This is a genomic window from Metabacillus idriensis, from assembly GCF_050483325.1.
Classification (GTDB): Bacteria; Bacillota; Bacilli; order Bacillales; family Bacillaceae; genus Bacillus_P; species Bacillus_P idriensis_A.
Genome location: NZ_JBCMYF010000006.1, coordinates 40,517 through 59,506, shown reverse-complemented (window position 1 = coordinate 59,506; position 18,990 = coordinate 40,517). Strand labels below are relative to the sequence as shown.

Annotated in this window: 18 protein-coding genes and 1 pseudogene; 1 reads left to right on the top strand and 18 read right to left on the bottom strand. The window is 41.8% G+C overall.

Annotated features, from left to right (window positions below):
- Nucleotides 1–48: 48 nt before the first annotated feature.
- The 15 genes and pseudogenes from ABEQ24_RS03465 to sufU all read right to left on the bottom strand — a co-directional run bounded on the left by ABEQ24_RS03465 (nucleotide 49) and on the right by sufU (nucleotide 15,672).
- Nucleotides 49–795: an ABC transporter ATP-binding protein gene (locus tag ABEQ24_RS03465; protein WP_430005473.1), complete on the bottom strand. Its 747-nt coding sequence runs from the start codon at nucleotides 793–795 to the stop codon at nucleotides 49–51.
- The gene (cntD, locus tag ABEQ24_RS03460; protein WP_430005472.1) at nucleotides 796–1,608 is read right to left on the bottom strand and encodes a staphylopine uptake ABC transporter ATP-binding protein CntD; all 813 of its coding nucleotides are present in this window, start codon (nucleotides 1,606–1,608) and stop codon (nucleotides 796–798) included.
- A complete protein-coding gene (cntC, locus tag ABEQ24_RS03455; protein WP_430005471.1) occupies nucleotides 1,605–2,498 on the bottom strand; it encodes a staphylopine uptake ABC transporter permease subunit CntC in 894 nt (297 codons plus the stop codon). Before cntC ends, cntD begins: the two co-directional genes overlap by 4 nt.
- On the bottom strand, nucleotides 2,499–3,431 hold the full coding sequence (opp1B, locus tag ABEQ24_RS03450; protein ID WP_430005470.1) for a nickel/cobalt ABC transporter permease: 933 nt from the start codon (nucleotides 3,429–3,431) through the stop codon (nucleotides 2,499–2,501).
- Between the two features lie 103 nt (nucleotides 3,432–3,534).
- Complete coding sequence (cntA, locus tag ABEQ24_RS03445) at nucleotides 3,535–5,133, bottom strand: staphylopine-dependent metal ABC transporter substrate-binding lipoprotein (protein WP_430005469.1); 1,599 nt, start codon at nucleotides 5,131–5,133, stop codon at nucleotides 3,535–3,537.
- A gap of 214 nt (nucleotides 5,134–5,347) precedes the next feature.
- A pseudogene (purU, locus tag ABEQ24_RS03440) lies at nucleotides 5,348–6,197 on the bottom strand (formyltetrahydrofolate deformylase).
- Nucleotides 6,198–6,281: 84 nt separating this feature from the next.
- A complete protein-coding gene (locus tag ABEQ24_RS03435; protein ID WP_430005468.1) occupies nucleotides 6,282–7,598 on the bottom strand; it encodes an MATE family efflux transporter in 1,317 nt (438 codons plus the stop codon).
- A gap of 177 nt (nucleotides 7,599–7,775) precedes the next feature.
- Nucleotides 7,776–8,711, bottom strand: a complete 936-nt coding sequence (locus ABEQ24_RS03430; RefSeq protein ID WP_430005467.1) for an NAD(P)/FAD-dependent oxidoreductase — start codon at nucleotides 8,709–8,711, stop codon at nucleotides 7,776–7,778.
- Between the two features lie 44 nt (nucleotides 8,712–8,755).
- Nucleotides 8,756–9,709 carry a CobW family GTP-binding protein gene (locus ABEQ24_RS03425; RefSeq protein ID WP_430005643.1) on the bottom strand — a complete coding sequence of 318 codons (954 nt, stop codon included), beginning with the start codon at nucleotides 9,707–9,709 and terminating at the stop codon, nucleotides 8,756–8,758.
- Nucleotides 9,710–9,773: 64 nt separating this feature from the next.
- Nucleotides 9,774–11,420: a nucleoside recognition domain-containing protein gene (locus ABEQ24_RS03420; protein WP_430005466.1), complete on the bottom strand. Its 1,647-nt coding sequence runs from the start codon at nucleotides 11,418–11,420 to the stop codon at nucleotides 9,774–9,776.
- Complete coding sequence (locus tag ABEQ24_RS03415) at nucleotides 11,414–12,526, bottom strand: NAD(P)/FAD-dependent oxidoreductase (protein WP_430005465.1); 1,113 nt, start codon at nucleotides 12,524–12,526, stop codon at nucleotides 11,414–11,416. The genes ABEQ24_RS03420 and ABEQ24_RS03415 overlap by 7 nt, the downstream gene beginning before the upstream one ends.
- An 83-nt stretch (nucleotides 12,527–12,609) precedes the next feature.
- On the bottom strand, nucleotides 12,610–13,809 hold the full coding sequence (locus ABEQ24_RS03410; protein WP_430005464.1) for a GTP-binding protein: 1,200 nt from the start codon (nucleotides 13,807–13,809) through the stop codon (nucleotides 12,610–12,612).
- Nucleotides 13,810–14,168: 359 nt separating this feature from the next.
- The gene (locus ABEQ24_RS03405; RefSeq protein ID WP_430005463.1) at nucleotides 14,169–14,414 is read right to left on the bottom strand and encodes a transcriptional repressor; all 246 of its coding nucleotides are present in this window, start codon (nucleotides 14,412–14,414) and stop codon (nucleotides 14,169–14,171) included.
- Nucleotides 14,411–15,217 (bottom strand): MBL fold metallo-hydrolase, encoded by an 807-nt coding sequence (locus ABEQ24_RS03400; protein ID WP_430005462.1) that lies wholly within the window; start codon nucleotides 15,215–15,217, stop codon nucleotides 14,411–14,413. Before ABEQ24_RS03400 ends, ABEQ24_RS03405 begins: the two co-directional genes overlap by 4 nt.
- Nucleotides 15,214–15,672 carry a Fe-S cluster assembly sulfur transfer protein SufU gene (sufU, locus tag ABEQ24_RS03395; protein ID WP_430005461.1) on the bottom strand — a complete coding sequence of 153 codons (459 nt, stop codon included), beginning with the start codon at nucleotides 15,670–15,672 and terminating at the stop codon, nucleotides 15,214–15,216. Before sufU ends, ABEQ24_RS03400 begins: the two co-directional genes overlap by 4 nt.
- 157 nt (nucleotides 15,673–15,829) lie before the next feature.
- Here sufU and dcd point away from each other — a divergent pair, with 157 nt between their 5' ends.
- A complete protein-coding gene (gene dcd / locus ABEQ24_RS03390; protein WP_430005460.1) occupies nucleotides 15,830–16,444 on the top strand; it encodes a dCTP deaminase in 615 nt (204 codons plus the stop codon).
- A 111-nt stretch (nucleotides 16,445–16,555) separates the two neighbouring features.
- Here dcd and ABEQ24_RS03385 read toward each other — a convergent pair whose 3' ends face one another.
- Genes ABEQ24_RS03385 through nikC form a run of 3 tightly spaced genes read right to left on the bottom strand, consistent with a single transcriptional unit; the run spans nucleotide 16,556 to nucleotide 18,927 of the window.
- Nucleotides 16,556–17,341 (bottom strand): ABC transporter ATP-binding protein, encoded by a 786-nt coding sequence (locus tag ABEQ24_RS03385; protein WP_430005459.1) that lies wholly within the window; start codon nucleotides 17,339–17,341, stop codon nucleotides 16,556–16,558.
- A gap of 30 nt (nucleotides 17,342–17,371) precedes the next feature.
- Nucleotides 17,372–18,169, bottom strand: a complete 798-nt coding sequence (locus tag ABEQ24_RS03380; protein ID WP_430005458.1) for an ABC transporter ATP-binding protein — start codon at nucleotides 18,167–18,169, stop codon at nucleotides 17,372–17,374.
- Complete coding sequence (nikC, locus tag ABEQ24_RS03375; RefSeq protein WP_430005642.1) at nucleotides 18,169–18,927, bottom strand: nickel transporter permease; 759 nt, start codon at nucleotides 18,925–18,927, stop codon at nucleotides 18,169–18,171. The genes ABEQ24_RS03380 and nikC overlap by 1 nt, the downstream gene beginning before the upstream one ends.
- Between the last annotated feature and the right edge of the window lie 63 nt (nucleotides 18,928–18,990).

Here is an 18,990-nt window from a genome sequence, read left to right as displayed (position 1 = left end):
TTTTGTTTCACTCCTCAAAAAAACCGCTTATTATTTTCGAAAACACGATTAAAACATCAAAAGACTGTTTAACAGCTTTTTGGCATATTCAGACTTCACATTTTTCAGCTGGCTGATTTCAAGCAGCTCTTCGATCCGGCCATCTTTAAAAAAGATGACTCTGTCACATAAATAAGCAGCTGCCTGGACATCATGAGTAATAAAAATATAGCTCATATTCTCACTTTCTTTCAGATCCTTAAGCAAATCCAGAATTTGAACCTGTATGGAGACATCCAATGAGCTGACAGCTTCATCCAGCAATATGCACTTCGGGTTTGTAGAAATAGCCCGTGCAATACACACCCTCTGAACTTCACCTCCTGAAAGTTCATGGGGATATTTTTTCCGGTAGGATGGGTCCAATCCTACACGGTTCAGCAGCTGATCTACTTTTCTGCTGCTCTGCTCACGTTCTGATATTTGGCTTTTCATAGGCTCCAGGATCGCTGCTTCTACTGTGAAAAACGGATTAATAGAAGATGTATAATCCTGAAAAACAGCACTGATTTTTCCCGATCTGACTCTTCTGCTGCTTACATCCTTTCCCTCAAACAAAACATTTCCGCAATCCGGTTTTTCAATTCCAATTAGCATTCTCCCCAAAGTCGATTTACCGCTGCCGCTTTCTCCTATAATCCCCAGACATTCTCCGTTCCTGCACTCAAAGCTGACGTTTTTGATTATTTTCTGACTTTCATTTGAGAAAAGACCGCCTTGTTTATAGCTCTTCTCAACTCCCTCAACCTTAAGCAATTAAAGCTCCTCCCCCATCAGTTTTTTAAAGTGGTTACTTAAAGAATACCTGGTTGATACTAAATATTTTGTATACGGGTGCTGGGGGCTGGAAAAGATGATTTCTTTTTCTCCCATTTCGACGATTTTTCCATCCTTCATAATCATGACATCATCCGCAATTTTTCTCACAGCTCCCAAATCGTGTGAAACAAAAATAAGCGAACAGCCCATTCTTTCTCTTAATCTGCTGAATTGTTCAATCACTTCATATTGGGAAATGGTATCAAGAGCTGTGGTAGGTTCATCTGCGATGATAATATCCGGTTCCAATACGAGTGCCAGCGCAATCATCATCCGCTGCAGCATCCCCCCTGACAATTGATGGGGATATTTTTTCAATAATTCTCCCGGATTTTTAAGGTTTACACGTTCCATTGCATATTTCACTTTGTCTTCAATTACTCTTTTACTCCAGCCGTAATGTTCATGAAGTGTTTCATATAAATGGACCCCAATTACACAAGTAGGATCAAATGCACTCATCCCGTTTTGTAGAATCATGCATAGGTTTTTCCCCCTCTTTTTCCGCATTTCCCTGTTAGTCAGACTCATCAGGTCTTCTCCATTTAATCGTATTTCCCCTGATTGATGCAGGTGCGGTTTATTCAGCCTCATAAGCGCTCTGCATGTCACTGACTTCCCGCTCCCGCTTTCACCGACAATGGCAAGGCACCTGCCTTTTTCTAAGGCAAACGTGCTGCACTCAACAATCGTACGGTCATCTCCGCTATCACGGATTGTAAGATCTTTAACCTCTAGTAATTTAGTCATTTTACTGCCAGCCTTTGAGTTTTGTCTGTTGAAATCGAATGATAATCATTTAATTTCTTCTTGGCTTTTCCAAGCTTAGGATCAGCGGCAACCTGAAGGGCATCAGCCAAAAAGTTAAAGGCCGTTACAACCGCTATGATAGCAAATCCGGGGGCAAGCATAAGCTCAGGCCTTGTAAACATTACTTTTCTTGCTTCGCTCAGCATCATTCCCCATTCCGGATTCGGTGCCTGAATTCCTAATCCTAAAAATGAAAAACCTGATATTTGCAGGATCATGGAGCATATTGAACTGCTTGAAATAACCGCTATGTCTGCAAATGTGACCGGAACAATATGTCTGCAAATAATCCTTGCATGGCTTGCCCCCGATGCTTTGGCAAACTTCACGTATTCAAGCTCTGCATATTGCATGACAGAGGTCCTGATGACCCTGGCAAACCAGGCCCATTTTATCAGAATAAACGCAATCATAATATTTTCCAGACCAACCCCGAAAATACCCACAAAAGCAAGCGGCATGACATATCCCGGGAAGGACAGCATAACGTCACATATCCGCATGATTACAGCATCGATTTTCCCTCTGAAATACCCAGCAATAAAACCCATAACGGCACCGATAGAAACAGAAATAATCAGAGCAGCCATTACCCATAACACACTGGGGCGAATGCCATATATCAGTCTGGATAAAACACATCTGCCCAAATGATCATTTCCAAGCAAATACTCCCAGGATGGACCGGCATACTTTAAATCCATATGAATTTTCAACGGATCGTTAGGTGCGAATAGTGGAGCAAATATGCCCGCAATGATGGTGAACATGATGATGATAAATGATGCAGCGCCGATTTTATTCTGAAATAAATTCTGAATGATTCTCATTTACATGCCCTTCCTTAACTTCGGGTTTAACACCATATTGAGTACATCAGACAATGTATTGAACAGGACAAAAGCAACCGCCAGAATCAATACGTACGCTTGAATGACCGGAAAATCTCTGTTCAATATAGATTTCACACTTAAACTGCCAAGCCCCGGCCAGGCAAATACATTCTCGATCACAACTGCCCCGCCCAATATGGTAGGAATCCCCATGCAAAAGATGGATATGGCCACCTGCATCGAATTGCGGAGAATATGGAGCGTTATTTTTTTCTCGGGTAAACCGCTCGCCCTGCCATATAAAACATAGCCCTCATTTAAATTGCTTAACATAGAACTTCTTACCGTCCTAAAGTAAATGCCGGTATAGCCGACTGTTATTGCGGCAACCGGGAGTATATAACTTTTAAAACTGTCCATACCGCTCGTCGGTACTAAATCAAGTTTGACAGAAAAATACCAGATCATTAAAGCAGCAAGCCAGTAGGATGGCATTCCAATCAGCAAAAACGAAAAGCTCCTTGTGGCTTTGTCCAAAACCTTGCCTTCGTTCAGAGCACACACCACACCAAGAAAAATAGACAATGCTACAATTACGATTGAAGAAATGACAGTCAGTTTGAATGTGTTGACAAACGCAGGTCCAATTAATTCTGAGACAGGCTGCCCAGTGACATAGGACTGACCGAAATCAAAGCGCATGCTTGAACCGAGCCAATCAGCATATTGCAAGATGAACGGCTTATTTAATCCCAGTTCTTCTTTCGTCTGAGCTAGTAATTCATCGGTTATGGAAGGAACTCCCTGTGCTTTTAAAACGGTTTCTGCAGGATCCAGAGGAGACAAATTAATAAAAACAAACGTCAAAAAGGAAATAACAACCAGCAACGGGATCATGGCCAAAAGTCTCTTAACTATGTACCTTCCCATGACATACTCCTTTCTTTCATTCATGAGAGAGGACCTATCCGTTCTCTCATCACTCATGTGTCGAAAAATAAAAAGAGGAAAGAAACTTCCCCCTTTATTTCATTTATTTGACATTCAATTTTTCAAATGGGAGTTCATACTGTGTCTGTTTGAACGAAATGCCCTGTAAATCATCCGGAGCAACGACAGTGACCCCGCCATGAGTAATAGGGATAAATACAGCTTCATCGTGGACAATCGTCAAGATGTCGGCATATAAAGATTTTCTTGCCTCTTCGTCTGTCGAGACCATGACTTGATCGATTTTTTTGTACAATTCATCTGCCTGCTTGATTCCTTTTGTCGAATGAAGGTTGTACGAAATATCTGTGAAAGCAGAGATTGTGCTTTGCGGATCGTAAGCAAGACCCCACGTTTGGCTGTACAACAGATCATAATCCCCTGTTTTTCTTCGATTTGCTATTGATGATGACTCTTCCCCTTTAATGCTCAATTCAATTCCAATTTCATACATCGAAGCCTGAAGGAACTCCGCCTGTGACTTCTGTGCAGGAGAATTACTGTCATAGAAAAAATCCATAGCCAGTTTCTTTCCGTCCTTCGTCCGTACATCTGAGCCTTGTTCCATTTGCCAGCCTGCGCCATCCAGTATTTCAGCAGCTTTTTTCCGATCAAAGTCCCGTTTTTCCAATTCAACGTCTGCATATTTTACATTGGAGGAGAAAAGTGCTTCCGCTGGCTTTTCACTTCCATTCAGCAAATCTTTACTGATGGTCTCCCTGTCTACCGCATGCCAAATGGCTTCCCTGACCGCAGTCTCACTCACAGGATTATCTTTTTTACTGCTGTTGGCGACAATTAATTTCGTGTTCATCGGGTCGCTTTTAACGACCTGGTATCCAGTTTCCTCTAATTGACCCATTGCTTCATCATCGATGCTGTTTGCTCCTCTGTCATCTGTAAATAAAAAGTTCACTTCCTGCTTTTGAAGGGCTAGAAAGGTTGTCTCTCCAGATGGAAGAACTTTAGCCGTCATTTTATTTATTTCAGGTTTTCCGTTCCAGTAGTTTTTATTGGCTTCAAATGAAGCATTTTTATCTCTCTTGTGGTCAGTAAGAACATAAGGTCCTGTTCCGTTGTATCCATTAATTCCGTCTTTCGTTCCGCCGTTTTTAAAATCTTTCGGAGAGATAAATACGTATGGTCTTGTCATGGACAACTCGTCCAGCGCCGGGTAATACGGCTCTGTAAGTACCAACTCTACTGTATACTCGTCAACAACCCTGATATCTGCAATTTTTTGAGAAAGCTTAATCCATGAATGTTTTTCTTTATTCTGCTGGACCGCGTCTATGTTTTTCTTTACAGCTTCTGCATTGAAGGGTTCTCCATCATGAAAAGTCACATCTTCCCTTAAATGAAATGTATAAACTTTCCCATCCTTTGAAACTTCCCATGATTCCGCAAGCAGAGGCTTTATTCCCTCTTTCGTATTCTCAACCAGGGATTCGTACACCACTCCCTGTGCAGACATTGCTCCTGCATATAAATGAGGGTTCATATCATCAATATCTTTCGTTATAGCATAGATCAGTTCATTTTCCTTATTTGATGAAGAGGTTTTTTCATTTTCCGAGCATGCTACCAATAGGGTTGCTATTAGAATAAGCAGTGCTGCAGCTTTTATTTTTTTTTGAATCACAGACTTTCTCTCCCTCTCGATTTTTCTTTTGACATCAGTTTTCTTTAATCAGATGCCTGACAATCTGTAAATCGTAATCTTTACTATTTAAAAGATATACTTTTTACTTGGTTATGACAACCCTTAATTTACATGATCTGTCTTGAATAATTAACAGCATCCATAAAAACAGAAGGGGAACATTCCCTGCTGTTTTACGAACACTATTTTCTGATTATGGGAATACAACCGTTTTATTGGCATAAACTAGCACTTTATCATCCAAGTGCCAGCCAACTGCTCTTGAAAGCACAAGTTTCTCAACATCTCTTCCAACCCGTTTTAAATCTTTTATTTGATGCCTGTGGCTTACCCGCTCCACATCCTGTTCGATAATCGGTTCCTGATCAAGCTCTTCTGTAACATAGTGAGCGGTTGCCCCTATGATTTTAACACCGCGTTCATACGCCTGGTTATATGGCTTGCCGCCTACAAAGGCAGGCAGAAACGAGTGATGAATGTTGATAATCTGATTTTAATAGCGTTCAATCAAGACAGGAGGGATAATCTGCATATATCTTGCAAGAACGATGGTATCCACACCCGCTTTTTCCAAAAGTTCAAGATGTGTTTTTGCCGCTTCTTCTCTTGTTTCCTTCGTTGCCTGGACACGGTGATACGGAATGCCGTACATTCAACAACCTCACGCATATCTTCATGATTGCTGACAATCATGGAAATGTCAGCTGAAAGCGCGCAAAGACGGTAGCGCTGCAGAAGATCCTGAAGACAGTGATCTTCTTTAGAGACAAAAATAGCCATTTTCTTTTTGTCACTTGCACAGGTCATTCGCCATTTCATCTGAAAAGAAGCAGCTGTTTGTTAAAATTGTGTTCTAAGCTCCTTCACACGGTATTCAATACCGTGGAGCTGAAATTCAATTCTCATAAAAAAAGACCGCCGACCGGGTCAGTCGAATGCTGATCTGACTGAATAATGTTAGCCCCTTCAATGGCTAAGAAACGAGACACAGCAGAGACAATTCCCGGCCGGTCCTCACATGAAATCAATAATCTTCCTATCACTCTGACTCCTCCTAAATCAGGATATGTTTTCTGTGCACGTACATATGTACAACCATTGAAAACAGTATAGAGGAATGGATTATGTCAGCCAACCTGTCTTGCAGGAAACACACTTTCTCTCAAACGCGGCACATACAGAACTAAAAAAAATGTTCTGCAAAAGCTGAACCCGATAAAGGCCATCCACAACCCATGGTTTCCGTATACAGGCAGCAAGACCCAGAGCATAATGAGATACACCGCTAAAGACTGAATCATCGAATTTCTGACATACACGACTGAAGTCGCCCCTGTGAACACACCATAGATGACTAAACCTGCACAAGCCGAAAGAGGGTACAACAGGAGCCAGTTTCCATAATAAGAAGAATGGTCTGCAAGATCAGGGAGAATGGTAAACAGCCCGATTGCCAGGTCTTTAACGAAGAAATAAACGGCCGTAATCAGACAAGCAGCCAGAACGGACCATTGAAAGGACAACGTAAGAACCCGTTCAAATCCCTTTTTGTCTTTTGCTCCGATTGCCCTTCCTGACAGAATACTAGAAGCATTGGCAAATCCGTCAAAAAAATAGGCCATGATGTAGTGAATTTGAATTAATATGGCATTTGCAGCAAGCACATCTGTCCCAAAAGATGCTCCGAATTTAGTAAACAGATTGATCATGATCAAAAGGCAGACAGTGCGAAGAAGCAAGTCACGGTTCACTGCCATCATTTTCATTAAAGAAGGGAGATCTGCCGTCACCTTCAAACCTGAAAGCCTAAGCAGTCTTCTGTGACGTTTTATAATATAGAGAAGCCCTGCCAGCGCTGCTGCTGCTTCAGCAATCAGTGTCGCGGCCGCAACACCAGCCACATTCCAGGAAAATCCGAAAACAAAAAGGAAGTCCAGCGAGATATTCAAAACATTCATCCCGACTTGCAAGTAAAAAGCGAGCTTAATTTTAGAAAGCCCCATCAGCCAGCCGAGTATGACATAATTCATCAGCGCAAATGGAGCGCCCCAGATTCTGATTCCGATATAGGTTATGGCATGTTCCTCCACTTGCTTTGAAGGTTCAATAAATGACATTGCAAGCTTACTAATCGGCTCCTGGAGCAGAACAAACAGGATCCCCATTACACATGCTGCAATGAAAGGTCTTATAAATGATGCTGCTATTTCCTCCTCATCCATCGCTCCATGTGCCTGAGCCGTAAAGCCTGATGTACTGACCCTCAAAAAACCCAAAAGCCAGTACAGCGTGCTGAAAAGAACCGCCCCGACTGCGACTCCTCCGATATATGCGGAATCCGGAAGCTGACCGACTACGGCAGTATCGACAGCTCCAAGCAGCGGTGTTGTAATGGTTGATGCAATCAGAGGAAGAGCAAGCATAAGATAGCTTTTATGACTCATCCCCTTTTGTCCCTCCCTGCTTCTGTCAGCAGTTTTGAATATTGAAGCCGAGTGTCCTTAAAGAGTTCCTCTACTGTGAAGGCATCCACTGCAATCCCTCCCTTTTTTTATGATGCTCCCTGCCTCCGCTACAAGCAGTGAAGAGTAAATCTCCACAGCCTTAGCTGCATTTCATTGCTAAATCCTTTCCCATTCTACCTCAAGCAGATCAAGTTGAATAGATGCGCCTGACATTGCTCCACTTGAGGCAGCAGATATCAACTGGTAGAATTTAGTCGATGCATCCCCTGCAGAGTAAACACCCTTTACATTGGTGCGCCCCATCTGATCTATTGCAATCGTGGTGAAAGGGCCGTCATCAGTCATTTTGCAGCCAAGCGAAGCTGGAATAGAAGTAGCCTGAACCAGATTTGGGGTGAAGAAAATCCCTTCACATTCAATGGCGGCATCTGTTTTAAAGGTGATCGTTTTCACCTCTCCATGAACGGATTCAATTTGTTTAATGATGTCTTTGCTCACCTTCACATTGTGACGCTCTACTTCATTCAATTCACCAGCTGTTAAAATTTCCATTCCATTGGTAAGCAGCGTTATATCCTTTGTCCACCCGCTGAGGACTTTCACTAAATGAAAAACCATTTCGTTTGTTCCAATTACGCAAACTTTTCGGTCCCTTAATTCCCAGCCGTCACAAAACGGGCAGACAAAGGCACTTGTGCCGTAAACTTCCACAAGCCCGTCGACAGCAGGCAATACATCCTTCATGCCCGTAGCAAACAAAACTTTTCGGCTGCTGAAAATATTTCCTGATTTTACAGCAACACGGAAGTCTCCATCACTTCCTGTCACAGCATTCACAACATCTGATTCAAAAGAAACAGATGGATAATTCAAAATTTGTTCCCGTGAAATCCGGCGAAATTCACTTGGTGATATGCCATCCCGGGACAAAAATCCGTGTGATTCCCGGGTCACTCTATTTCTTGGCATTTCCTCATCGATCACCAGCACTTTTCTCCTTGCCCTGCCGAGAACCAGTGCAGCATTTAATCCTGCAGCACCGCCGCCTATAATAATAACATCCAAAGACAAACCCTTATCCTTAGCAGACATAATTTGTAACCTCCTGTATGCGTATTGGATTTTAATGGAACTATTTACACCTTTTGTAAGATTTGAATTCCCTCAGCTGTTCCTTCGAGTTTAGCCAATCCCTTCTTCATCTCTTCTTTATTCAAATCACCTCCAATCATCACTAAGTTTTTAGGGAAATGAATCGGTTGCCCATACATGTACGGTACTCCATACGAATATTGGACTAAATGGGTCATAGAGTCCCCTTTAAACCGAACAAATCCTTTAACCCTGAATATGGAAGGAGGAAGAGCATTCAGCCACTTCTCGAATGCTGATTTAGAGATTTCTGTTTGAAATTGATAAGTCATGGTTTGGATGTGAAGGTGCTGATGGACATGCAGTTTTTCCTGACCTGAGATTTCGATCTCATCCCGGCTGATTCTCAGTTCCTTCAATGGAACATCTGTGAAGGTGGTCATGTATTGCCTGGCTCTTGGGTTGATTTCCACGATTTCTGTCTGGATTCTATCCTGCTCCTCTAAAGATAGGAGATCAGCTTTATTTAATAGGATTTGATCCCCGAATCTGATTTGCTCTTCCAATAATTTTTGAAGCTGATTGTTTAATCGGCTGCGATCCATCCACCGTTTTGAGTCCACGAGGCTTATAATGGATTTTACTTCAACATGAGGCGCAATGACTGGTGAAAAACACGCATCCAGTATTTCGACAGGATGAGCAACACCTGTTGCTTCAATGTAAATAACATCCGGCTGTTCCTGCTGATAGAGCATGAGCAGCTGAATCTCTACTTCATCCTTCATTGTACAGCAGATGCAGCCATTCAGAAGTTCCCTGAGGGCAATATCGGTTCCAATGATACCGGAGTCGACAGAATATTCACCAAGCTCATTCATTAATACAGCCACTTTTCGGCCTTTTTCCTTCTCTTCTATTAGTAAATTCTTCAGCAGTGTAGACTTTCCGCTTCCTAGAAAGCCAGCCAAAATATAGATTTCAACCTTTTTTTGCATATCGATTCCCGCCTTTTCGCTTTTATTTCGATTCACTTTTTCCCTGCCGGTCTCTTAAGAACAATTAAAAAAATATGCTAGTGCTAAAGAGAATTCCTGTACAAAGAATGGAAGTGGCCATCTGCTTGCCTATTAGCTGCAGCGCATTTACCCGCCCAAGTTCTTTCCAAACCGTCATCATGGTTACAACACAAGCTGTCAGAGTCGAGGCCATAAAAACGAGAATAATCAGCTGGAAGTCATTTATCTGGGCCAATAGAGCACCGTTTCCTTCATTGAAGACCAATATTCCATCCTTCCGTATAATCGAAAAGACCAGGCCGTATGCAGCTTCAGCCGGCAGGCCCATCAGTTTGAGGACAGGATGGAAGATGACAGATAGGTATTGAAGAAGTTTAGCCTCGTACAGTAGAGAGGCCACTATACAAATTATGAAAAAAATGGGTAAAGCTTGTGTGCAGAATTTTTTCAAGTCTGACTTCAGCCTATATAAAAAGCCATTCTTTGTTGGTTTTTGAAGAAAGGCCTTCCTCAATACCGGGGTTACCAGGTTTACAGATTGATGGTTCCACAGCCTCATGTGCAGAATGCCGCCAATGATTAGAAGCAGCAGATACGGAAGGAACAACCAAGGTTTTTGAGCAGAATTAAATACGGATAAAGTTGCACCAATTTGGTAGCTGCAGGCTGAACCAAAAGATATCAAAGATACACATGACTTTCGCGTACACAGGCTGCAGCCTCTGGACTGAAATACCGCGACGACATTACACCCGAATCCAGACAGAACCGGAATAAGATCTTTTCCATTTAACCCGATTTTGCGAAGAGGAGAGTCGAGTGAATCAACGATCCGGTCTTTGATTCCCGTTTCATCCGCTATGGCAGTTGAGCATCCGATGAGGAAAACGACTGGAAAAGCCCAAATGAATGAATAAATCCCCAGTGACAGCAGGCCGTAATTCCCTATCAGCACATTTTCAAGAAGGGATGGAAAAGATGAAAATTCTTTTTGCATAGGGGTGATCACATATTGATCTGCTAATGGAGAAAGGGCATCCCCGATCCAATAGGCCGCCATCACGGGCAAAAGAAACATAGAGATTAAGAGCAGAACAGAAACCCATTTCCCCCAAAAAGGGTCATCCAGCCAAAGAGGATCAGGATCCACCTGGTCCAACGGCAAATCTAATAGTTGATTTATCTTTTGCTCTGTGATGGATTGTCCTTCCTCTATGCATGCGTGAAAGTTTTCCATTTGATCCTGTGATACCTTACGTGAATCCAACAAGATCAAAGGAAGTTTTAGAGAAAGAATCTGCTTTTTAAGCAGGTTTTTGCTTCGGCCGGTCATTTTATCTGCATAAGTAGCAACAATCAATACTGGACTCTTAAGCTCTTTGAAATATGGGGCCAGCTGGGCTATCTCTTCTTCTAAATGCGTCCCCCTGACAATGAGGGCAACTCCGGTCGCTTTGTTCACTTCCTTTTTTACCATCTCATTTGAGAATGTCTCACTTGCATGAATCCCGGGAGTGTCCACATATTCAATGTGTTTGACACGGTGAGTCCGCACACTGTATGTACTCCCTTTAACGTTGGATTCCTCTCCTAATGCCTGATTGGTCAGTTTGGAAAAAAAGGTCGTTTTCCCGGAAGACTCCATTCCTATGATTGCGATTCTATGAGTGATTTCTGCTTTCGCTAGCATTCGCATTTAACCTCACAGCAAGTGAGATCATCAAGATACATCTGATTTCGTTTGTATTTTTCAAAAACCATTTCATCGTGAGTCATATTCAATCGATCAATGATTTCCTTTGCTACCACCGCAAAACGCTGCCTGTATTTATATATAAAGCAGAAGATCACACTCTTATGACGGACACTCGGACCCAGCAAAAACAAGTTCGGCTGTTTGGTGGATTCATCTTTATCTGTAAGATTGGGAACCCCGTCCTCTCCCCAATCAAAAAAGTTGTTTAGCTGACTGGCTCCTGATTTAAAACCAGTCGCTAAGATGGGCTTTGTTTTGGTTCGCAGAACCGTTCCATCAGAAAGATAAAGGTGGTATTGGGCATCTTTTTCTTTCACTAATAGGACTTCACTCTTCCCTCTAAGCGTTAACCGGCCGGAATGACAGGCATGCTCAAATCGTTCCTGTGTATAAGGAGACAAAGTGAGGCTTGGATCTGCTTCTTCTGACTCCCATGCTTTACTCCGCGAGATAAGGGTAACCCGCTTTCCATTTTGGATAAGGTGATAGGCAGCATCCATGCCGCTCTCATACCCTCCTATAACGGCCACATCATCTCCCTCTATGTCTGCCCACGAATCAACCCTGCTGTTATGAAGACAGTGATCAGCCCCCTCAAAAGGTTGATCATTTGGAGTCTGGTACTCTCCAGTTGCCCATATAAGGCAATTGGCAGACATGGGTTCTTTCCCGGCTTTAAAGGACACGTGATCCTTGATGAATTGGATATCAGATACTTCCTTGCCTTCGATGATGGGCAATGCAAAGTGCTCAGCCATCATCGTCAAGTATTCTCCATACTCTTTTCCATCAAGATGTTCTTTTTGATACGTATAGGCCGGGGACGTATCTGGTGTTATAGCATTCAAATCGAGCAGCCCAAATCCATGTCCGGTAAATGATGGTGTAATAAGCTTCATTTCTTTCGGCCATTTAAAGAATGTGGAGCCGACTTTATTTTTTTCAAGAATGACAAAATCTTCAATTCCTAATTGTTTTAAGAGGATCCCAAACCCGATTCCTGATGGGCCTCCTCCAACAATGGCAATCTTATAGTGCATCGACAGACACCTCTGCATTTTTAAATTAATTTGTGTTACATTGATTAAATCCCTAATAATAAAAACCCTTTGCAGGGTTTTTATCAGGCTCTTGCGGGTATATTCCAATCAAAAGGATCTTCTAATGTTTTCCAATCTGAATCGAATTCATCACTTGTCAGCAAGCAGGCATCTAATTGTTTCGTTACTTCTTTTTCATTCATACTTGTTCCAATGAATACCATTTGAATCATTCGGTCTCCGAATTCAGGATCCCACTCTTGTTTAATTTGGGGGTTTTCAAGTAAAATCGACTCCTGTTCAAGCCGAGGCATGGCCGCTACCCAATAAGAAACCGGTTCAATTGAGATAGACGGACCTGCCTGTGACACAGAAAGAGCGAATTCATTTCTTGTCGCACACCAGGCAATACCTTTTACCCTTACGATATTCTTAGAAAGAGAGTGCATGAGTTCATAGAAGCGCTGGCTGTGAAAAGGGAGTCTTCTTTTATAGACAAAAGAAGTGATGCCATACTCTTCTGTCTCCGGCTGATGTTGCTGATGACCAGCCGTTAACTCTTTAATCCACCCAGCTGATTCACTGGCTTTGTCAAAATCAAAAAGGCCGGTATTGAGAATGTCACTTGCTTGAATTTCTCCTCTCGTCGTTCGGATGATTCGCGCTTCCGGCTGAAGCTTGCGAAGAACCTGTTCTAAATGGATTAAGGCTTCTTCATCTACAAGATCGCACTTGTTTACAATCAGCACATCACAAAATTCAATTTGATCAAGTAATAGGTCCGCAATCTCACGGTCATCTTCTTCGCTTAAAGCCTCTTTCCGGTCAAGCAGACTGTCTCCTGATCTAAAGTCATGCCAAAACCGATTGGCATCTACTACGGATACCATGGTATCAAGCGTGCAAAAACGCGTTAGATCAATCCCTAGTTCTTCGTCTATATAAGAGAAGGTTTGAGCTACCGGGACAGGCTCACTGATTCCAGTCGACTCAATGACAATGTAATCGATGTTCCCGTCTTTCGCCAGTTTTTCAACCTCTATAAGCAGGTCTTCTCGAAGCGTGCAGCAAATGCACCCGTTCGACATTTCCACTAATTTTTCTTCCGTTCTTTTTAAACCTCCACCCTGCTTAATGGTTTCAGCATCAATATTCACTTCGCTCATGTCATTGACAATTACGGCAACCTTTAAGCCTTCTCTGTTATTTAAAATGTGATTAAGTACGGTGGTTTTCCCTGCTCCTAAATAACCGCTTAAAACCGTAACGGGAATCTTCTTCATTTATTATCCTCCCTAAATCGTAATCATTACGATTTAATAATACTACAAGATTCATTTTGTGAAAAGGATTATCCTTTTTTGGGCAGACATTACTTCAATTAGCTGTCGGTACATTTGCAGTGGCATCATGTTAAAAAGACCCTGAAAATATGAATCTATTCTAACTGCCTGCCATTTTAGTACTTTACAAACAGGCAGAACATACACCATAAACTTCAAACTTATGGTGGTGAATGGTGTAGCCTTCCAGGTTATCTTCGACGAGGGACATAGGGCAAATTAATAACTCTTTCGTGTACAGGCATTTATTGCAGATAAAGAGATGATGATGCCTGTCATTCCTTATGTAATATAAGTTTTCATTCACCCCATTTATAAGTGAACTCTAACAGGCCGATATTAGTAAGCAAAGAAAGATTTCGATAATCCGAATCATAACTTATTTTTCCAAGCGTTCTGTGTAGTTGTTTATATAATTCTTTAGCAGAAACCAGCCTGTTTCTGTGTAAAAAGAAGTATGCTAAGATTTCCATACGCTGCGGCGTACATTTATACCCCTTTTCTCTTACATAATCTACATATGGTTGCAGCTGCAGGACAATCATCCCCTTTCCATTACTGTGGCAGGGAGCCACGTCCAAACCCCATTATCCTCCTTCACATGACCTATTCCAGGAAAAGGATAATGGCATACAAAGAGCTGCGACGATTCAAGATAAGCCTTCTTCAAAAATGAAACCCGCGTCTGCATGCCTTTTTCCGGATCGATCTCTGCTGCGATATGAGACGAGAGATGACCAAGAGTAACCGGATCATTGAGGAGATCTGAAGCCACTAATAACTGAACACCTTTTGACGAAATGGAGACTGCTAAATGGCCTTCTGTGTGTCCAGGTGTATGCAGAAGCCGGACACCGGGGTGAATATCGACATCCGATGATACAAAAACCACTTGATTTTTTAAAGGGCTCAATTTTTTATATTCCAAGGTTTCTGGCCGTCCCATCCAGTAGTCCCATTCTTCCTTTCTTATATAATGCTGAGCATTTGGAAAAACAGGAGCTCCATCGTGGGATATCCCGCCTATATGATCCAGATGACCATGGGTAATGATGACTGCGTGTATATCTGCCGGAGAAATTTTCTCCTCTTGAAGCTGCTCTAACAGTTGCCCCCGTTCCGGCAAATACTCCTCTCCAAATCCTGCATCAATCAATATTTTATTCTTCCCTGTATCAATAAGCAGAAAATTAAGAGGCGCTTTAAATTCATCCGGAATATGCTGAATGATTTCTTCGGGAGTATCAGCGAAAAAAAAGTCTTTGGTTACGGGAAATCCCCCGTCGGATAAAACTGTAAGATTGAAGGATCCCACCTGAATATGCCAGTTTTCATTTTTTTCTATCATCTGTTTTCTCCTTTCTCCATCTTGAGGTAACCCTCTTCATTTTTTAATGCTTTGTCTAATGCCTGCCATGCCATCAAAGCACAGTTATGCCGTGCTCTAAGTGCACTGACCCCTTGAAGTGACAGGCTATCTCCGAGAATTGTCTCGTTTTTTGTGTCACCGGTTCGAATTAATTCTTCAATCGCTGTTCTTTGTACAAGGATTTCAGTTAATGGTCTATTCGTTATCAATTCAGTCATCATGGAAGCCGACGCCATACTAATGCTGCAGCCTTCACCAAGAAAAGAGGCCCTCTCCACAGAGGAGCCTTTCATTTCTAAAAACAGGGTCATCACATCTCCGCATGTCGGGTTCTTATAATGAGTTTTAATGATCTGCTTTCCTTCAAGCTCATGAAAGTTTCGCTTATTTTTATAATGATCCATAATGACTCTCCGATATAAATGATCGAGCATTATTCACGCCTCCCTAACTGTAAAGAAACAAAGGGCTTCTATTACAAAAAACTTGTTCTTCTTGTCATACACTGTTAGATTATTAGTATAAATCGAAATCATTACGTTTTGCAAGAGAGGGTATTTCCTCTCTCATTCCAATCGGAGGTAATTATTAATGATTCTTTCCCAGGCTTCTATTCAGAAAAAGATACTTGAAAACAAACTTGACATTCATCCCATTACTCAGGCTCAATTCCAGCCTGCCTCTATTGATTTACGTCTCGGAAACCATTTTTTGGCTATTGATGAAACATCCGTTCCATACCTTTCACTAGAAAAGGATGCAACATACACGGAATTCGTGAAAGAAAAATTCCTGATTCCACCGCACGGATTTGTCCTTGGCACGACCCTTGAGTGGATTAAGCTTCCAAACAACTTAACTGCTTTTGTAGAAGGGAGAAGTTCAATCGGACGATTAGGATTGTTTATCCAGAATGCGGGGTGGGTAGATCCTGGATTTGAGGGACGCATCACACTGGAACTTTATAATGCAAATTCGGTACCGATCGAGCTTCAAGCCGGGAGACGAATATGCCAGCTTGTTTTTGCCTCTCTTGACCAGCCAGGCCCAGCTTATGCGGGAAAATACAATGGTCAGGAACGAGCCTTTCAAAGTCGTATTTTCTTCGATGAAGAATGTCACCATTCTATCCCTGGTCTGGGTAAATTCAATGAGCTTGATTATAAAGACCATGACAAAAGGGAAGTAAGAGAAACAACAAAATAGATCGTAAACATAAAAGAATCCGTCTTGATTGCAGATTAATCAAACGGATTCTTTATTGATGCAGAAATAAGAGCTGAATGGTATGGCTGCTGTATAAGAATTATGATTCATTTATGATTCATATACTTGAATAAGCTGTTTTGTATATTCATGCCTCTCTTTGTCAAAGAGGCTGTCTTTTACACACTGATCAACGATACAGCCTTCCTTCATAACTAGAATACGGTCACTCATAAAGTTGACCGCAGCTAAATCATGCGATATGAATAAATAAGAAAATGCAAACCTCTCTTGCAGTTCCTTTAAAAGGTTTAAAATTTTTGCTTGAACAGAAACATCCAAGCTGGATGTTGGTTCATCTAAAATAATTAGTGAGGGTTCAGTGCTTATTGCTTTGGCTATAACAACCCTTTGTTTTTGTCCCCCGCTCAGCTCATGAGGATACTTATTCAAGTAGCTATCGGGGACATGAACAATAGTAAGCAACTTAGCTGCGATCTCATTTCGATTGTACGATTGAACATCATCTAGAAAATAGCCTTTTTTATCCTTTTGAAAATCTAAAGGCTCCATAAGGGAATCAATGATTTTCAGTTTTGGGTTTAACGAAGCTGCCGGGTTTTGAAAGACAGCTTGAATTTCTATTCTCTTCTTAAGTAAGTCTCTCGCCTTAATTGTGTGCATTGGAGTTCCATTTATCCATAGTTCCCCTTGATTCATCTTTTCAAGCAGCAGCAAGCACTTGGCCAGTGTGCTTTTGCCACTTCCACTTTCCCCTACTAAACCAACACATTCGCCTCTGTTTATGGTAAGAGAGACCTCATTTACGGCGCGATGATTTTTATAGTTTTTAATAATTCCATGAGCTTCTAGTACTTTATGTTGTTTATTTTTCATAAAACACGCTCTCCTTCCCAAAGGTATGACTCAAAATGTTTTCAGTCTAGAAGGAGGATTCTTTAAAGGCGGCACAGATGAAAACAGCATTTTGGTATACTCATGTTTTGGGTGATCGAAAACCTCCCTCTTCGTTCCTGATTCAACAATACGTCCCTGCCTCATAATAGCAATCGTATCAGCATATCTCTTAACTTGTCTTAAATCATGAGTAATAAACAGAACCGCACAATTCATTTGTTCTTTTAACCTTTTAATTAGTTCTAAAATACCGGAGGCTGACACACTATCAAGGGCTGTAGTGGGTTCATCAGCAATAAGGAGTTTAGGTTTTAACAGAACGGCCAGAGCAATGGCTGCCCTCTGCAACTGGCCTCCGCTTAATTGAAAGGGATAGCTGTCATATATTTTTTTCTCAGGAAGGTTCATCTCATTTATCGCTTGCAATGAAAGGCGTACTCTTTCTTTCTTGGATAGATCTGTATGAATTTTCAATGTCTCATCAAATTGTCTGCCTATACTTAAAAAAGGAGCAAATGCTCCTTCATAATCTTGAAAAATATACGAAACATCTTTCCCGCGAATCTTCTGAAATTCTCTTTCACTGTTGGAAATTATATTACTTTGCTCAAAATAAATGTTTCCCGCTCTTACTTTTAGAGATTTAGGCAATATGCCTCCGATGGCCGCAGATGTCACACTTTTCCCGCTTCCGCTCTCACCAACCAGCGCAAACCACTCACCTTGTGATATGGAAAAACTCACATCATCCACAATGGTCTGTTCCTGACTTATTATTTGCAGATTATCAATCATTAGTAAGCTCATCAGAGACCTCCTTGTTTGTTTTTTACATCAAAATAATCTCTTAATTTATCTCCAAATAAATTGAAGAATAGGACGACGATGACGATGGTGATTCCTGGAATAATCATCAATTGAGGTGCACTGTGAAAAAATGCATTCCCTTCATTAAGCATGGAACCCCATTCTGGATTTGGCGGCTGAGTGCCGAGTCCAATATAGGATAGGGAAGCAATTAATACGATCGTTTTCCCTACATCCAAAGTGGCCAGCACCAGTACATTTCCTATAACGTGCGGTAGTATATGTCTTCTTAGGATATGCAAGGGGGTCAACCCATTGACCCGCGCCATGGCTATATAATCAGAATGTTTTTCAGATAGCACTGTTCCTCTGACAAGTCTTGTATATTTAACCCATTTTACAATCACTACGGCAATAATTAAATTGCTCATACCCGGACCAAGCAAGCCGCAGATGACAATAGCCACGATATAATCAGGAAAGGCCAGTAAGGCATCTACTACCCTCATTAAAATCCTGTCCGTCAATCCGCCTATGTATCCTGATATGAGCCCGATTGGTATACCGATTAATAGGGATAAGGCTAAAATCAGGAATGTAGCTCCTACTGTCGTTTTTGTTCCTACTAAAAGTCTTGAAAAAATATCCCGCCCCATGTGGTCTGTTCCTAGCCAATTAGTGTAGCTTGCAGGTAACAATCGCTGGCCCATCTCTACCTTTAATGGATCATGTGGAGCTAAGAAAGGTGCAGCCAGCATGAGCAGGCAAAAAAATAGACAAACGGCAATTGCTGTAACAACTGATGGCTTTTTACCAAACGT

Bases quoted from the DNA above. Each gene is read 5' to 3' on its own strand.
- cntD (WP_430005472.1), bottom strand. From the start codon at position 1,608: ATGACTAAATTACTAGAGGTTAAAGATCTTACAATCCGTGATAGCGGA.
- cntC (WP_430005471.1), bottom strand. From the start codon at position 2,498: ATGAGAATCATTCAGAATTTATTTCAGAATAAAATCGGCGCTGCATCA.
- opp1B (WP_430005470.1), bottom strand. From the start codon at position 3,431: ATGGGAAGGTACATAGTTAAGAGACTTTTGGCCATGATCCCGTTGCTG.
- ABEQ24_RS03435 (WP_430005468.1), bottom strand. From the start codon at position 7,598: ATGAGTCATAAAAGCTATCTTATGCTTGCTCTTCCTCTGATTGCATCA.
- ABEQ24_RS03430 (WP_430005467.1), bottom strand. From the start codon at position 8,711: ATGTCTGCTAAGGATAAGGGTTTGTCTTTGGATGTTATTATTATAGGC.
- ABEQ24_RS03425 (WP_430005643.1), bottom strand. From the start codon at position 9,709: ATGCAAAAAAAGGTTGAAATCTATATTTTGGCTGGCTTTCTAGGAAGC.
- ABEQ24_RS03420 (WP_430005466.1), bottom strand. From the start codon at position 11,420: ATGCTAGCGAAAGCAGAAATCACTCATAGAATCGCAATCATAGGAATG.
- ABEQ24_RS03415 (WP_430005465.1), bottom strand. From the start codon at position 12,526: ATGCACTATAAGATTGCCATTGTTGGAGGAGGCCCATCAGGAATCGGG.
- ABEQ24_RS03410 (WP_430005464.1), bottom strand. From the start codon at position 13,809: ATGAAGAAGATTCCCGTTACGGTTTTAAGCGGTTATTTAGGAGCAGGG.
- ABEQ24_RS03405 (WP_430005463.1), bottom strand. From the start codon at position 14,414: ATGATTGTCCTGCAGCTGCAACCATATGTAGATTATGTAAGAGAAAAG.
- ABEQ24_RS03400 (WP_430005462.1), bottom strand. From the start codon at position 15,217: ATGATAGAAAAAAATGAAAACTGGCATATTCAGGTGGGATCCTTCAAT.
- sufU (WP_430005461.1), bottom strand. From the start codon at position 15,672: ATGCTCGATCATTTATATCGGAGAGTCATTATGGATCATTATAAAAAT.
- dcd (WP_430005460.1), top strand. From the start codon at position 15,830: ATGATTCTTTCCCAGGCTTCTATTCAGAAAAAGATACTTGAAAACAAA.
- ABEQ24_RS03385 (WP_430005459.1), bottom strand. From the start codon at position 17,341: ATGAAAAATAAACAACATAAAGTACTAGAAGCTCATGGAATTATTAAA.
- ABEQ24_RS03380 (WP_430005458.1), bottom strand. From the start codon at position 18,169: ATGAGCTTACTAATGATTGATAATCTGCAAATAATAAGTCAGGAACAG.
- nikC (WP_430005642.1), bottom strand. From the start codon at position 18,927: ATGCTGGCTGCACCTTTCTTAGCTCCACATGATCCATTAAAGGTAGAG.